Source organism: uncultured Ramlibacter sp. (genome assembly GCF_936925435.1).
Taxonomy (GTDB): Bacteria; Pseudomonadota; Gammaproteobacteria; order Burkholderiales; family Burkholderiaceae_C; genus Ramlibacter.
Genome location: NZ_CAKZHQ010000043.1, coordinates 31907 through 44602, shown reverse-complemented (window position 1 = coordinate 44602; position 12696 = coordinate 31907). Strand labels below are relative to the sequence as shown.

Annotated in this window: 12 protein-coding genes; 8 read left to right on the top strand and 4 right to left on the bottom strand. The window is 67.6% G+C overall.

Annotated elements, in window-relative coordinates:
• The first annotated feature begins 69 nt into the window (after window positions 1-69).
• From Q0632_RS16500 to Q0632_RS16465, 8 genes are read left to right on the top strand one after another with little or no spacing between them, the layout of a single operon-like run.
• Entirely contained in the window at window positions 70-573 is a 504-nt protein-coding gene (locus tag Q0632_RS16500; protein WP_298932166.1) for a (2Fe-2S)-binding protein, read from the top strand.
• Window positions 570-2756, top strand: a complete 2187-nt coding sequence (locus Q0632_RS16495; RefSeq protein WP_298932164.1) for a molybdopterin cofactor-binding domain-containing protein — start codon at window positions 570-572, stop codon at window positions 2754-2756. Before Q0632_RS16500 ends, Q0632_RS16495 begins: the two co-directional genes overlap by 4 nt.
• 10 nt (window positions 2757-2766) lie before the next feature.
• The gene (gene soxX / locus Q0632_RS16490) at window positions 2767-3198 is read left to right on the top strand and encodes a sulfur oxidation c-type cytochrome SoxX (protein ID WP_298932161.1); all 432 of its coding nucleotides are present in this window, start codon (window positions 2767-2769) and stop codon (window positions 3196-3198) included.
• A gap of 2 nt (window positions 3199-3200) precedes the next feature.
• On the top strand, window positions 3201-3665 hold the full coding sequence (locus tag Q0632_RS16485) for a SoxY-related AACIE arm protein (protein WP_298932159.1): 465 nt from the start codon (window positions 3201-3203) through the stop codon (window positions 3663-3665).
• Window positions 3665-3985 (top strand): thiosulfate oxidation carrier complex protein SoxZ, encoded by a 321-nt coding sequence (gene soxZ / locus Q0632_RS16480; RefSeq protein WP_298932157.1) that lies wholly within the window; start codon window positions 3665-3667, stop codon window positions 3983-3985. The genes Q0632_RS16485 and soxZ overlap by 1 nt, the downstream gene beginning before the upstream one ends.
• Window positions 3982-4767 carry a sulfur oxidation c-type cytochrome SoxA gene (gene soxA / locus Q0632_RS16475; protein WP_298932155.1) on the top strand — a complete coding sequence of 262 codons (786 nt, stop codon included), beginning with the start codon at window positions 3982-3984 and terminating at the stop codon, window positions 4765-4767. Before soxZ ends, soxA begins: the two co-directional genes overlap by 4 nt.
• A 27-nt stretch (window positions 4768-4794) precedes the next feature.
• Window positions 4795-5268: a pilin gene (locus Q0632_RS16470; protein ID WP_298932153.1), complete on the top strand. Its 474-nt coding sequence runs from the start codon at window positions 4795-4797 to the stop codon at window positions 5266-5268.
• Window positions 5269-5290: 22 nt separating this feature from the next.
• Window positions 5291-5755: an EVE domain-containing protein gene (locus tag Q0632_RS16465; RefSeq protein ID WP_298932151.1), complete on the top strand. Its 465-nt coding sequence runs from the start codon at window positions 5291-5293 to the stop codon at window positions 5753-5755.
• Window positions 5756-5761: 6 nt separating this feature from the next.
• Here the strand turns inward: Q0632_RS16465 and lpdA are convergent, their stop codons facing one another.
• Genes lpdA through aceE form a run of 4 tightly spaced genes read right to left on the bottom strand, consistent with a single transcriptional unit; the run spans window position 5762 to window position 12605 of the window.
• Window positions 5762-7582, bottom strand: a complete 1821-nt coding sequence (gene lpdA, locus Q0632_RS16460) for a dihydrolipoyl dehydrogenase (protein ID WP_298932149.1) — start codon at window positions 7580-7582, stop codon at window positions 5762-5764.
• Window positions 7579-8169: an MFS transporter gene (locus tag Q0632_RS16455; protein WP_298932147.1), complete on the bottom strand. Its 591-nt coding sequence runs from the start codon at window positions 8167-8169 to the stop codon at window positions 7579-7581. The genes lpdA and Q0632_RS16455 overlap by 4 nt, the downstream gene beginning before the upstream one ends.
• A gap of 12 nt (window positions 8170-8181) precedes the next feature.
• Window positions 8182-9849, bottom strand: coding sequence for a dihydrolipoyllysine-residue acetyltransferase (gene aceF, locus Q0632_RS16450; protein ID WP_298932145.1), 1668 nt, complete (start codon window positions 9847-9849; stop codon window positions 8182-8184).
• Window positions 9850-9875: 26 nt separating this feature from the next.
• The gene (gene aceE / locus Q0632_RS16445; RefSeq protein WP_298932143.1) at window positions 9876-12605 is read right to left on the bottom strand and encodes a pyruvate dehydrogenase (acetyl-transferring), homodimeric type; all 2730 of its coding nucleotides are present in this window, start codon (window positions 12603-12605) and stop codon (window positions 9876-9878) included.
• Between the last annotated feature and the right edge of the window lie 91 nt (window positions 12606-12696).

The window sequence follows — 12696 nt, the reverse complement described above, 5'->3', positions numbered from 1 at the left end:
CCCATGGTCAGAGCGCAACGCGCGGCGTAATATCCGCGCGTCCAGTCTTCTCACCCACGGGAGCAATGCATGGCGAAACTCAACGTCAACGGCGCGGTGCGCGATTTCGAGGCGGAGCAGGACACGCCCCTGCTGTGGGTGCTGCGCGAGCAGCTGGGCCTGACGGGCACCAAGTACGGCTGCGGCATCGCCGCCTGCGGCGCCTGCACTGTGCACATCAACGGCGTCCCCACCCGCAGCTGCGTGCGGCCGGTGTCCACGGTCGGCGCCGCCGAGAAGATCGTCACCATTGAGGGGCTCTCGCCCGACGGCTCGCACCCGGTGCAAAAGGCCTGGGCCCAGCTGGACGTGCCGCAGTGCGGCTACTGCCAGTGCGGCATGATCATGACGGCCGTCGCCCTGCTGCGCGACAAGCCCAATCCCAGCGACGCCGACATCAACGAGGCGATGACCAACATCTGCCGCTGCGGCACCTACAACCGCATCCGCGCCGCCATCAAGGTCGTGGCCCGTGGCGGCAACACCAAAAGCGCCGCCCTGGCCATCCAGCACGCCGACGGGAGCACGACATGAGCGCCCAGGCATCGCTGCGCCGCCGCGGCTTCTTACAGGCGTCCGCTGCCAGCGGGCTGGTCGTGGCCTTCCACATCCCCTTGGCCGGTGAGGCGGCGGCGCAAGGCGCGGCCGCCCCTGAAATCAATGCCTGGGTCGTGGTGCGGCCCGACGACACCGTGGTGATCCGCATCGCCCGCTCCGAGATGGGCCAGGGCAGCCTGACCGGTCTGGCCCAGTTGGTGGCCGAAGAACTCGAGTGCAACTGGGCCAAGGTGACGACCGAATACCCGACACCCGGCCAGAACCTGGCGCGCAACCGGGCCTGGGGCAACTTCTCCACCGGCGGCAGCCGCGGCATCCGCGAGTCGCACGACTACGTGCGCAAGGGCGGCGCGGCCGCCCGCACCATGCTGGTCCAGGCCGCGGCCACGCAATGGAGCGTGCCGGCGGCGGACTGCCGCGCCGCCAACAGCGTCATCACCCATGTGCCCAGCGGCCGCACGCTGCGCTACGGCCAGGTGGCCGATGCCGCCGGCAAGCTGGCCGTGCCCACCGATGTGGCGCTCAAGGACCCGAAAGACTGGAAGCTGGTGGGCAAGCGCATGGCGCGGCTGGACACGGTCGAGAAGGTCACCGGCAAGCAGGTCTATGGCGCCGACCTCAAGCTGCCCGGCCTGCTCAATGCCGCCATCAAGGACTGCCCGGTCTTTGGCGGCAAGCTCAAAAGCTTCAATGCCGCCGCGATCGAGAAGCGCCCCGGCATCAAGAAGGTGGTGCGGGTCGGCGATTCGGCCGTGGCCGTCATCGCCGACACTTGGTGGCGCGCCAAGACGGCGCTGGACGCCCTGCCCATCGAATGGGACAACGGCCCGAACGCCGGCCTGTCCAGCGTCGACGTGGCCAAGACCCTGCGGGCCGGCTTTGACGCCACTGACGCCGTGGTCGGCAACCAGAACGGTGACGCCAGAGCCGCCCTGGCCTCAGCCCCGCGCCGCATCGAGGCTTTCTACTCCTACCCGCACCAGAACCACGCGACCATGGAGCCCATGAACGCCACGGCGCGCTGGACGCCCCAGCGCTGCGAGGTCTGGACACCCACCCAAAACGGGGAAGCGGCCCTGGCCGCCACCTCGGAGGCCTCGGGCCTGCCGGCGGCCCAGTGCGAGGTCTACAAGCTGCACCTGGGCGGCGGCTTCGGCCGGCGCGGCGCGGTGCACGACTGGGTGCGCCAGGCGGTGGACATCGCCAAGCAGATGCCCGGCGTGCCGGTCAAGCTGCTGTGGAGCCGCGAAGAAGACATGCTGCACGGCCGCTTCCACCCGGTCACGCAGTGCCGCATGCAGGCCGGGCTCGATGCCCAGGGCAACATCACGGCCCTGCACATGCGCATCTCGGGCCAGTCCATCCTGGCCGGCATCTCGACCCAGGCCTTGCAGGGCGGGCGCGATCCGGTGGTCTTCCAGGGCCTGAACGCGCCGGGACCCGAAGCCTCCATTGGCTACAGCTTTCCCAACCTGCTGATCGACCATGCAATGCGCAACCCGCCGGTGCCGCCGGGCTTCTGGCGCGGCGTCAACCTGAACCAGAACGCGATCTACCTGGAGTCCTTCATCGACGAGATCGCGGTCGAGACCAAACAGGACCCGCTGGCCCTGCGCCGCAAGCTGATGGCCAGCCATCCCAAGCACCTGGCCGTGCTCAATGCCGTGGCCGAGCGCGTCAAATGGGGCACGCCGCCACCCGACGTGGGCGGCCAGAAGGTGTTTCGCGGCCTGGCCCAGACCATGGGCTTTGGCAGCTATGTGGCGGCCTGTGCCGAAGTTTCGGTCAACGCCGAGGGCGAGCTCAAGGTGCACCGCATCGTCGCGGCCACCGACTGCGGCCATGCGGTCAACCCGCAGCAGATCGAAGCCCAGGTCGAGGGCTCGTTCGCCTACGGCCTGTCGGCGGCGCTGTTCGGCGAATGCACGCTCAAGGACGGCCGCATGGAGCAGGACAACTTCAGCACCTACCCTGTGGTCCAGATGCAGCACATGCCGGCGGTGGAGACGGTGATCGTCGCCAGCGGCGGCTTCTGGGGCGGTGTCGGCGAGCCGACCATCGCGGTGGCGGCGCCAGCCGTGCTCAACGCGGTCTATGCGGCCACCGGCAAGCGCATCCGCGACCTGCCGCTGAAGAACCACAGCCTCAAGCGGGCCTGAGCACCGCGCCATGCAGTTGGTGGCGCTGGCCCTCCTGCTTGCATCGCTGGGCGCGAAGGCCCAGGTCCTGGCCACGTACAGCGTGACCGGCGATGCCATAGCCCAGCCGCTGGCCGCTGCGGTGGGCGACGCGGCCCGCGGCCGCGCCATCGTCGCCAACCGCCAGCTCGGCCTGTGCCTGCTGTGCCATACAGCGCCCATCCCCGAAGAACGCTTCCAGGGCAATCTGGCGCCGGACCTGGCCGGCACGGGCGCACGCTGGAGCGCGGGCCAGCTGCGCCTGCGCCTGGTGGATGCGCGCCTGCTCCATCCGCAATCCATCATGCCGGCCTACCACCGCACGGACGGCCTGACGCGCGTCGGCACGGCCTGGCAGGGCAAGCCTGTGTTCAGCGCCCAGCAGGTGGAAGACGTCGTGGCCTACCTGGTCACGCTGCGCTAGCCATGGCAGCCTCCAGACCGCTCTTGACCCGCCGCCGCGAGCTGCTGGCCTGGGGCACCGCCATGGTGCTGGCAACGCCGGCGCGCAGCCAGGATGCGCCCGAGCTCGCCGCCGCGCTTGCAGCGTATTCCGGCGGCGCCCTCATCCAGCGCGGCCGCGTCAGACTCGAGGTCGCCAAACTGGTGGACAACGGCAACGTGGTGCCGGTCAGCGTGAGCGTCGACAGCCCGATGACAGCGGCCGACCATGTGGCAGCGATCGCCATCTACAACGAGCGCAACCCGCAGCGCGAGGTGGCGAAGTTCACGCTGGGCCCGCGCGCCGGCAAGGCGGCGGTGGCCACCCGCGTCCGCCTGGCGACCAGCCAGAAGCTGGTGGCCGTCGCCCGCATGAGCGATGGCAGCTTCTGGTCGGACAGCATGGATGTGGTGGTGGTGCTGGCGGCCTGCATCGAGGGCGATCCCTGATGGCCCGCACCCTGCTGAGCGTCCCCAAGACCGCGCGCCGGGGCGAGGTGGTGGAGATCCGCGCCACCATCGCCCATCCCATGGAGACGGGTTTCCGGCCCAACGCCGAGGGCAAGGTGCAGCCGCGCGACATCATCCAGCGCTTTGCCTGCCGCTACAACGGCGAGACGGTGTTCACGGCCGAACTGTTCTCCGCCGTGTCGGCCAATCCCTACCTGCAGTTCCACCTGCTGGCGACCGACTCCGGCACGCTGGAGTTCGAGTGGCAGGGCGACAACGGCTTCGCCCAGACCGAGCGCGTGGATTTGTCCGTCACATGAGCCGGCGCGCGCTCGCCACTGCGCTGCTGGCCGTGCTGCTGGGTTGCGCGGCCGCCCCGCCCTCCCCCTCGCCCGTCCTCGACGCGCGCCGCTCGAGCTTCGACTTCATGGGACCGGACGTCCAGGCCATGCAGCGCGACGACAACGCCAATCCCGCCATGCTCTGGGTGCAGGACGGCCAGGCCCTGTGGCGCAAGGCCGAGGGCCCGCAGTCGCGCTCCTGCGCCAGCTGCCACGGGGAGGCGGCCACCAGCATGGCCGGCGTGGCGGCGCGCTATCCCGCGTGGGATGCGACCTCGGCCAGCGCGGTCAACCTGGGCATGCGCATCAACCTGTGCCGCCAGCGCCACCAGCAGCTGCCGGCCTGGGGCGCGGAACACGCGCAGTTGCTGGGCCTGGAAACCTATGTGGCCATGCAGTCGCGCGGACTTCCGATGGCGCCCGATGCCGACCCGCGGCTGGCGCCCCTGCGCGAGCGCGGCGCCCAGCTGTTCGCACAGCGCCTGGGCCAGCTCGACCTGTCCTGTGCCCAGTGCCACGACCAGCTGGCCGGCGGCAAGCTCGCGGGCAGCACCATCCCGCAAGGCCATGCGACAGGCTACCCGGTCTACCGGCTGGAATGGCAGGGCCTGGGCTCGCTGCAACGCCGCCTGCGCGGCTGCCTGACCGGCGTGCGAGCCGAGCCCTTTGCCGCCAACAGCCCGGACATGGTGGCGCTGGAGTTGCACCTGGCGGCGCGCGCCATGGGCATGGCGGTGGAGACGCCGGCCGTGCGGCCCTGAGGTCAGTGCGCTGGCTATGATGGTCCGATGCGTCGCAACGGATTCACCCTGATCGAGCTCATGGTGGTGATCGCCGTGATCGCCATCCTCTCGCTGATCGCCCTGCCCAGCTACCTTGACCGCATCGTGCGCGAGCAGGTGGCCGAGGCCCTGCCCCTGGCCGACATTGCCAAGCCGCCCGTGGCCGCGGCCTGGCTGCTGGGGCAGCCGCTGCCGGCCGACAACGCCGCGGCCGGCCTGCCGCAGGCGGACAAGATCGTCAACGCGGTGGTCAGCAGCGTGACCGTGCAGGACGGCGCCATCCACATCCGCTTCGGCAACAAGGCCAACCGGGCCCTGCTGGGCAAGACCTTGAGCCTGCGGCCGGCGGTGGTGGAGGACACGCCTGTCGTTCCCATCACGTGGTTGTGCGGCCCGGCCACGGCGCCGGACAAGATGAAGGCGCAGGGCGTCAACAAGACCGACGTGCCCGCCGGCCTGCTGCCCCTGCGCTGCCGCTGAGCGAGCGAGAGAAAGGACGCCCATGACGCAGTACTGGCTGATGAAGTCCGAGCCCGACGAGTGCTCGATCGACGATGCGCTGGCCGCGCCGCGCAAGACCGTGCCCTGGACCGGCGTGCGCAACTACCAGGCGCGCAACTTCATGCGCGATGCCATGCAGCTGGGCGACGGCGTGCTGTTCTACCACTCCAGCTGCCCCGAGCCGGGCATCGCCGGCATCGCCCGCGTGGCCTCGGCCACACGGCCCGACCCGACCCAGTTCGACAAAGCCTCGCCCTACTACGACGCCGCCTCCAAGCCGGAGGCGCCGCGCTGGTTGCTGCTGGACGTGCAGGCGGTTCGCAAGACGCGCCTGCTGGCCCTGCCCGAGCTGCGCGCCGAGCCGGCCCTGGCCGACATGCTGGTGCTCAAGAAGGGCAACCGCCTGTCGATCACGCCAGTGGACGCCGTCCACTGGCACAGGATCGTCGACGGCCTGCTGGCCTGAAAAAAATCAGCTTGGCTTACGCGGCGGCGGCACGTCGGTGCAGGTGCCGTGGGCGATTTCCGCCGCCATGCCGATGCTCTCGCCCAGCGTGGGATGCGGATGGATGGTCTTGCCGATGTCGATCTCGTCGGCACCCATCTCGATGGCCAGGGCCACCTCGCCGATCATGTCGCCCGCATGGGTGCCGACGATGCCGCCGCCCAGGATGCGATGGGTTTGCGCGTCGAACAGCAGCTTGGTGAAGCCCTCGTCCCGGGTATTGGCGATGGCACGGCCGGAAGCCGACCAGGGGAAGTGGCCCTTCTTGATGGCGATGCCCTGGGCCTTGGCCTGGTCCTCGGTCAGACCCACCCAGGCCACCTCGGGATCTGTATAGGCCACGCTGGGGATGACGCGGGCATTGAAGGCGGCGCGTTGCAACGCCTGGTCGCCGTTGAGGCTGCCGGCCGCGACTTCCGCCGCCACATGGCCCTCGTGCACCGCCTTATGGGCCAGCATGGGCTGGCCGACGACGTCGCCGATGGCAAAGATGTGGGGTACGTTGGTGCGCATCTGGATGTCCACCGCGATGAAGCCACGCTCGCTCACCGCCACACCGGCTTTGTCAGCACCGATCTTCTTGCCGTTGGGCGTGCGGCCCACGGCCTGCAGCACCAGGTCATAGACCTGCGGCTCCTTGGGTGCCTGCTCGCCTTCGAACGTCACGCGAATGCCATCCTGGGTCGCCTCGGCGCCCACGGTCTTGGTCTTGAGCATGATGTTGTCAAAGCGCGGCGTGTTCATCTTCTGCCAGACCTTGACCAGGTCGCGGTCGGCGCCCTGCATCAGGCCGTCCAGCATCTCGACCACGTCCAGGCGCGCGCCCAGCGTCGAATAGACCGTGCCCATCTCCAGGCCGATGATGCCGCCGCCCAGGATGAGCATGCGCTTCGGGCTGCTGCCCAGCTCCAGCGCGCCGGTGGAGTCCACCACGCGCGGGTCCTTGGGCATGAAGGGCAGGTGCACGGCCTGCGAGCCGGCGGCGATGATGGCACTCTTGAACTTGACGGTCTGCTTCTTGCCCGTGCGCTCCTGGGCCTGGCCCGTGGTCTCTTCGACCTCGAGATGGTGCGGGTCCAGGAACTGGCCGTAGCCGCGCACCACCGTCACCTTGCGCATCTTGGCCATGGCCGTGAGGCCGCCGGTGAGCTTGGACAGGACCTTGTTCTTGTGGGCCTTGAGCTTGGCCAGATCGACCACCGGCTTGCCGTAGCTCACGCCCAGGGCCTCGAAGTGGCTGACCTCGTCCATCACCGCTGCCACGTGCAGCAGGGCCTTGGAGGGAATGCAGCCCACGTTCAGGCAGACGCCACCCAGGGTGGCATAGCGCTCGACCAGGACGACCTTGAGCCCCAGGTCGGCGGCGCGGAAGGCGGCCGAGTAGCCGCCGGGGCCGCCGCCGAGCACTAGCACGTCGCATTCCTGGTCGACACCGCCGCCGTAATTGGCCGTAGGCGCTACAGAAACAGGAGCAGATGAGGGAGCCTGCACGGGGGCTGCAGGCTGATTCGGTGCCGAAACAGGGGCTGCGGCCGGTGCAGCGGCGCCAGCAGCCGCTTCCAGAGTCAGCAACACGGAACCTTGCTTGACCTTGTCGCCGACCTTGATCTTGAGTTCCTTGACCACGCCGGCATGGCTGGACGGAATCTCCATCGAGGCCTTGTCGGACTCCACCGTCACCAGCGACTGTTCGGCCTTGACCGTGTCGCCGGGCTTGACCAGAACCTCGATGACAGCAACCTCATCGAAATCGCCGATGTCCGGCACTTGAATGTCAATGACGCTCATTTGGCGCCTTTCATTTTGATTGTGAACACGTCGCAGGGACCTGCGGAGTTGCGGTCGAACTCGCAGCCGGCGGCGATGCCGGCCTGCGCCACTTCCCTGGCGGTCTTGGCCTTGCCGTAGGCCGCGTGCATGGCGCCCAGGGCAAAGCTGCGGCCGGAACCGATGCCCCAGAATTCCTTGAACTCGAAGACCTCGCGGTAGCTGTACAGGCCGTAGATGCCGCTGGCATTGGCGATCACCACGCTGAACTGGCTGGACTCGTAGGGGTCGCTGTCTTCTTCCTTGGTCTGCAGGAAGAAGTTGTCCTTCAGGTAGGGATGCAGCTTGGTGAAGGTGTCGAAGACATCGTCCTTGCTGGTCAGCTTGAGCAGCTCGCGCGGCATCGCGCCCAGGGCCTTGCGCAGCACCGGGAAATGGGCCACGGTGCCGGCCATGCCAATGTAGCTGGGCCCGGCGTCGGTCTCGACCTGGAAGATCTTGGTGTTGGCCTCGAAGCGGTGCGCCAGCCGGGTGTCGCCGAAGGTCACCAGGGTGTCGGCGGCGATGGCGACCTGACCGGCCTTCCTCACAACAACGACTGTGGTCATCGCGCTGCGCCCTTACAACAGGACGCGGCGGAAGTCCGCCAGCACCTGGGCCAGGTAGGTGTTGAAACGCGCGCCGGCCGCGCCGTCGATGACGCGGTGGTCATAGGACAGCGACAGCGGCATGACCAGGCGCGGCTGGAAAGCGCTGCCGTCCCAGACCGGCTTCATGCTGCTGCGCGACAGGCCCAGGATGGCGACCTCGGGCGCGTTGATCAGCGGCGTGAAGTAGGTCGTGCCCAGGCCACCCAGCGAGCTGATGGAGAAACAGCCGCCTTGCATGTCACCGGCACTGAGCTTGCCGTCGCGGGCCTTCTTGGCCAGTTCGCCCATCTCCTGGCTGATCTGCAGGATGCCCTTCTTGTCGACATCGCGCAGCACCGGCACCACCAGGCCATTGGGCGTGTCGGCGGCAAAGCCGATGTGGAAGTACTGCTTGTAGACCAGCTGGTCACCGTCCAGGCTGGCATTGAAGTCCGGGAATTTCTTGAGCGCCGCGACCACCGCCTTGATGACGAAGGCCAGCATGGTGACCTTGATGCCGGACTTCTCGTTGTCCTTGTTGGTGGCCACGCGGAAGGCTTCGAGCTCGGTGATGTCGGCATCGTCGTAGCTGGTGACGTGCGGGATCATCACCCAGTTGCGGTGCAGGTTGGCGCCGCTGATCTTCTTGATGCGCGACATCTCCTTGCGCTCGACCGGGCCGAACTTGGCGAAGTCGACCTTGGGCCAGGGCAGCAGGTTCAACTCGCCGCCGCCACCACCACCGCCGGCAGGCGCCTTGGCCGCCGCGGCCTTGGTGCGGGTGTCGCCCTGCATCACCGCCTTGGTGAAGGCCTGGACGTCGTCCTGCGTGACGCGGCTCTTGGGGCCCGTGCCCTTGACTTCTTCCAGCGGCACGCCCAGCTCGCGCGCGAACTTGCGCACCGAAGGCGAGGCATGGGGCAGCGTGCCGGTCGGCGCGGTGGGCTCGTGGGGCGGCAAGGCTGCCGTGGGCAGGGCGCGTTCCGACGGCTGGGCCACGGGCGCGGAGGCCGCGGCCGCAATGGGCGCCGATGCTGCCGCAACCGCAACGGCAGGCGCTGCGGCTGTAGAACCTTCCAGGATGGCCACCAGGTCACCGATGTTGACCACATCGCCGATCTTGACCTTCATCTCCTTGAGCACGCCCGCCGCGCCCGAGGGGATCTCCATGGACGCCTTGTCCGACTCCACGGTGATCAGCGATTGCTCCAGCCCGATGGCATCGCCCGGCTTGACCAGGATCTCGATGACGGCGACATCCTTGAAGTCGCCGATGTCCGGAACGCGGACCTCGACCGGGCCCGTGCTTGCTCCTGAAACAGGAGCAGACGGCGAAGGAATGGCGGGGGCTGGAACCTGTTTTTGCTCGGGAACAGGGGCCGGAGCGGGAGCGGGAGCGGGAGCGGGAGCGGCGGCCGCGCCGGCGGCTTCCAGTACCAGCAGCACCGATCCTTGCTTCACTTTATCGCCGACCTTGATGCGCAGTTCCTTGACCACGCCAGCGGCGGCAGATGGGATCTCCATCGAGGCCTTGTCGGATTCCACCGTCACCAGGGATTGCTCGGCCTTCACCGTGTCGCCGGGCTTGACCAGCAGCTCGATGACCGCAACCTCGTCGAAGTCCCCGATGTCGGGAACCTGCACTTCGATCAGCGCCATGTTGTTGTTCTCCAGTGTTCTTATTCTTACGCGTGCAGCGGGTTGATCTTGTCGGCCTTGATCCCGTATTTGGCAATGGCTTCGGCCACCTTGGCGACCGGCACCGTGCCCTCCTCGCTCAGCGCCTTGAGCGCGGCCAGCACGATGTAGTGGCGGTTGATTTCGAAGTGCTCGCGCAGCTTGCTGCGGAAGTCGCTGCGGCCAAAGCCGTCCGTGCCCAGCACCTTGAAAGTGCGGCCGCCCTTGGTGGAGTTCTGCACGTAGGGGCGGATCTGCTCGGCATAGGCCTTCATGTAGTCGGTCGACGCGACCACCGGGCCGGTGTGCTTGTCCAGCTGCTGGGCCACGAAGGAGACGCGGGCCTTCTCGGTGGGATGCAGCAGGTTCCAGCGCTCGCAGTCCTGGCCGTCGCGGGCCAGCTCGTTGAAGCTGGGGCAGCTCCAGACGTTGGCCGCCACGCCCCATTCCTTCTCCAGCATCTCCTGCGCCGCCAGCGACTCGCGCAAGATGGTGCCCGAGCCCAGCAGCTGCACGCGCGGGGTGAGCTTGGCGCCTTCCTTGAACAGGTACATGCCCTTGACGATCTGCTCCTCGGTGCCGGGCTGCAGGCCGGGCATGGGGTAGTTTTCGTTGAGCAAGGTGATGTAGTAGAAGACGTTCTCCTGCTTTTCCACCATGCGCTTGAGGCCATGCTGCATGATCACCGCGACTTCGTGGGCGAAGGTCGGGTCGTAGCTCACGCAGTTGGGGATGGTGCCGGCCATGATGTGGCTGTGGCCGTCCTCATGCTGCAGGCCTTCGCCGTTGAGCGTGGTGCGGCCCGAGGTGCCGCCCAGCAGGAAGCCGCGGGCCTGCATGTCGCCGGCCGCCCAGCACAGGTCGCCCACGCGCTGCAGGCCGAACATCGAGTAGTAGATGTAGAACGGCACCATGATGCGGTTGTTCGTCGAGTACGACGTCGCCGCGGCGATCCAGCTGGCCATGCCGCCGGCCTCGTTGATGCCCTCTTGCAGGATCTGGCCGTTCTTCTCTTCCTTGTAGTAGGAGACCTGGTCTCTGTCCTGCGGCGTGTAGTTCTGGCCTTCGTGGTTGTAGATGCCGATCTGGCGGAACAGGCCTTCCATGCCGAAGGTGCGGGCCTCATCGACCAGGATGGGCACGGCGCGCGGGCCCAGGTCCTTGTCGCGCAGCAGCGCCGACAGGAAACGCACGTAGGCCTGGGTGGTGCTGATCTCGCGGCCCTCGACCGTGGGCTCGAGCACCGCCTTGAAGGCTTCCAGCGGCGGCACGGCGATCTGCTCGTCGGCCTTGACGCGGCGGTGCGGCAGGTAGCCGCCCAGGGCCTTGCGGCGCTCGTGCAGGTACTGCATCTCGGGCGTGTGGTCGGCCGGCTTGTAGAAGGGCACCTCGGCCAGCTGCTCGTCCGGAATCGGGATGTTGAAGCGGTCGCGGAAGGCGCGGATGTCGTCGTCGCCCAGCTTCTTGGTCTGGTGCGCCGTGTTGCGGCCCTCGCCGCTCTTGCCCATGCCGAAGCCCTTGACCGTCTTGACCAGCAGCACCGTCGGCTGGCCCTTGTGGTTGACGGCCTTGTGGAACGCGGCATAGACCTTCTGCGGGTCGTGGCCGCCGCGCTGCAGGCGCCAGATGTCCTCGTCGCTCATCTTGGCAACCATCTCCAGGGCCTTGGGATGGCGGCCGAAGAAGTTCTTGCGCACGAAGGCACCGTCATTGGCCTTCATGGCCTGGTAGTCGCCGTCGACCGTGTCCATCATGACCTTGCGCAGGATGCCTTCCTTGTCGCGCGCCAGCAGCGGGTCCCAGTAGCTGCCCCAGATCAGCTTGATGACGTTCCAGCCGGCGCCGCGGAACTCGCCTTCGAGCTCCTGGATGATCTTGCCGTTGCCGCGCACCGGACCATCGAGCCGCTGCAGGTTGCAGTTGACGACGAAGACCAGGTTGTCGAGCTTCTCGCGCGCAGCCACGCCGATGGCGCCCAGCGACTCGACCTCGTCCATCTCGCCGTCGCCGCAGAAGACCCAGACCTTGCGGTTCTCGGTGTTGGCGATGCCGCGGGCATGCAGGTACTTCAGGAAGCGCGCCTGGTAGATCGCCATCAGCGGGCCCAGGCCCATGGAAACGGTGGGGAACTGCCAGAACTCGGGCATCAGCTTGGGATGCGGGTAGCTGGAGATGCCCTTGCCGTCGACTTCCTGGCGGAAGTTGAGCAGCTGCTCCTCGCTGATGCGGCCTTCCAGAAAGGCGCGGGCGTAGACGCCGGGCGAGCTGTGGCCCTGGATGTAGAGGCAGTCGCCGCCGTGTTCCTTGCCCGGCTCGTTGCTCTCGGCATGCCAGAAGTGGTTGAAGCCGGCGCCGAACATGTTGGCCACCGAAGCAAACGAGCTGATGTGGCCGCCCAGGTCACCGCCGTCGGCGGGATGCAGGCGGTTGGCCTTGACCACCATGGCCATGGCGTTCCAGCGCATGTAGGCGCGCAGGCGCTCCTCGATCTCCAGGTTGCCGGGGCAACGCTCTTCTTCGGAGGTCTCGATGGTGTTGACGTAACCGGTGGTGGCCGAAAAAGGCATGTCGATGCCTTCCTGGCGCGCCTGCTCCAGCAGTTGCTCCAGCAGGAAGTGGCCGCGCTCGTGGCCTTCGGCGGCGATGACTGCGGACAGCGCATCGATCCATTCACGGGTTTCGACGGCGTCCGCGTCATTAGCGGCCGAGCCGAACAGGTTGTCGGGCTGTGCAGACATGGCTTGTCTCCTTCTTTATAGGTCTGGCGTAATTTAGTACGGCTCACCGTACCGTGCCGGCAGTGTAAAACAGAATTGGTGACATTTCAAA

Coding starts and splice junctions, on each gene's coding strand:
- Q0632_RS16500 (WP_298932166.1), top strand. CDS start 70: ATGGCGAAACTCAACGTCAACGGCGCGGTGCGCGATTTCGAGGCGGAG.
- Q0632_RS16495 (WP_298932164.1), top strand. CDS start 570: ATGAGCGCCCAGGCATCGCTGCGCCGCCGCGGCTTCTTACAGGCGTCC.
- soxX (WP_298932161.1), top strand. CDS start 2,767: ATGCAGTTGGTGGCGCTGGCCCTCCTGCTTGCATCGCTGGGCGCGAAG.
- Q0632_RS16485 (WP_298932159.1), top strand. CDS start 3,201: ATGGCAGCCTCCAGACCGCTCTTGACCCGCCGCCGCGAGCTGCTGGCC.
- soxZ (WP_298932157.1), top strand. CDS start 3,665: ATGGCCCGCACCCTGCTGAGCGTCCCCAAGACCGCGCGCCGGGGCGAG.
- soxA (WP_298932155.1), top strand. CDS start 3,982: ATGAGCCGGCGCGCGCTCGCCACTGCGCTGCTGGCCGTGCTGCTGGGT.
- Q0632_RS16470 (WP_298932153.1), top strand. CDS start 4,795: ATGCGTCGCAACGGATTCACCCTGATCGAGCTCATGGTGGTGATCGCC.
- Q0632_RS16465 (WP_298932151.1), top strand. CDS start 5,291: ATGACGCAGTACTGGCTGATGAAGTCCGAGCCCGACGAGTGCTCGATC.
- lpdA (WP_298932149.1), bottom strand. CDS start 7,582: ATGAGCGTCATTGACATTCAAGTGCCGGACATCGGCGATTTCGATGAG.
- Q0632_RS16455 (WP_298932147.1), bottom strand. CDS start 8,169: ATGACCACAGTCGTTGTTGTGAGGAAGGCCGGTCAGGTCGCCATCGCC.
- aceF (WP_298932145.1), bottom strand. CDS start 9,849: ATGGCGCTGATCGAAGTGCAGGTTCCCGACATCGGGGACTTCGACGAG.
- aceE (WP_298932143.1), bottom strand. CDS start 12,605: ATGTCTGCACAGCCCGACAACCTGTTCGGCTCGGCCGCTAATGACGCG.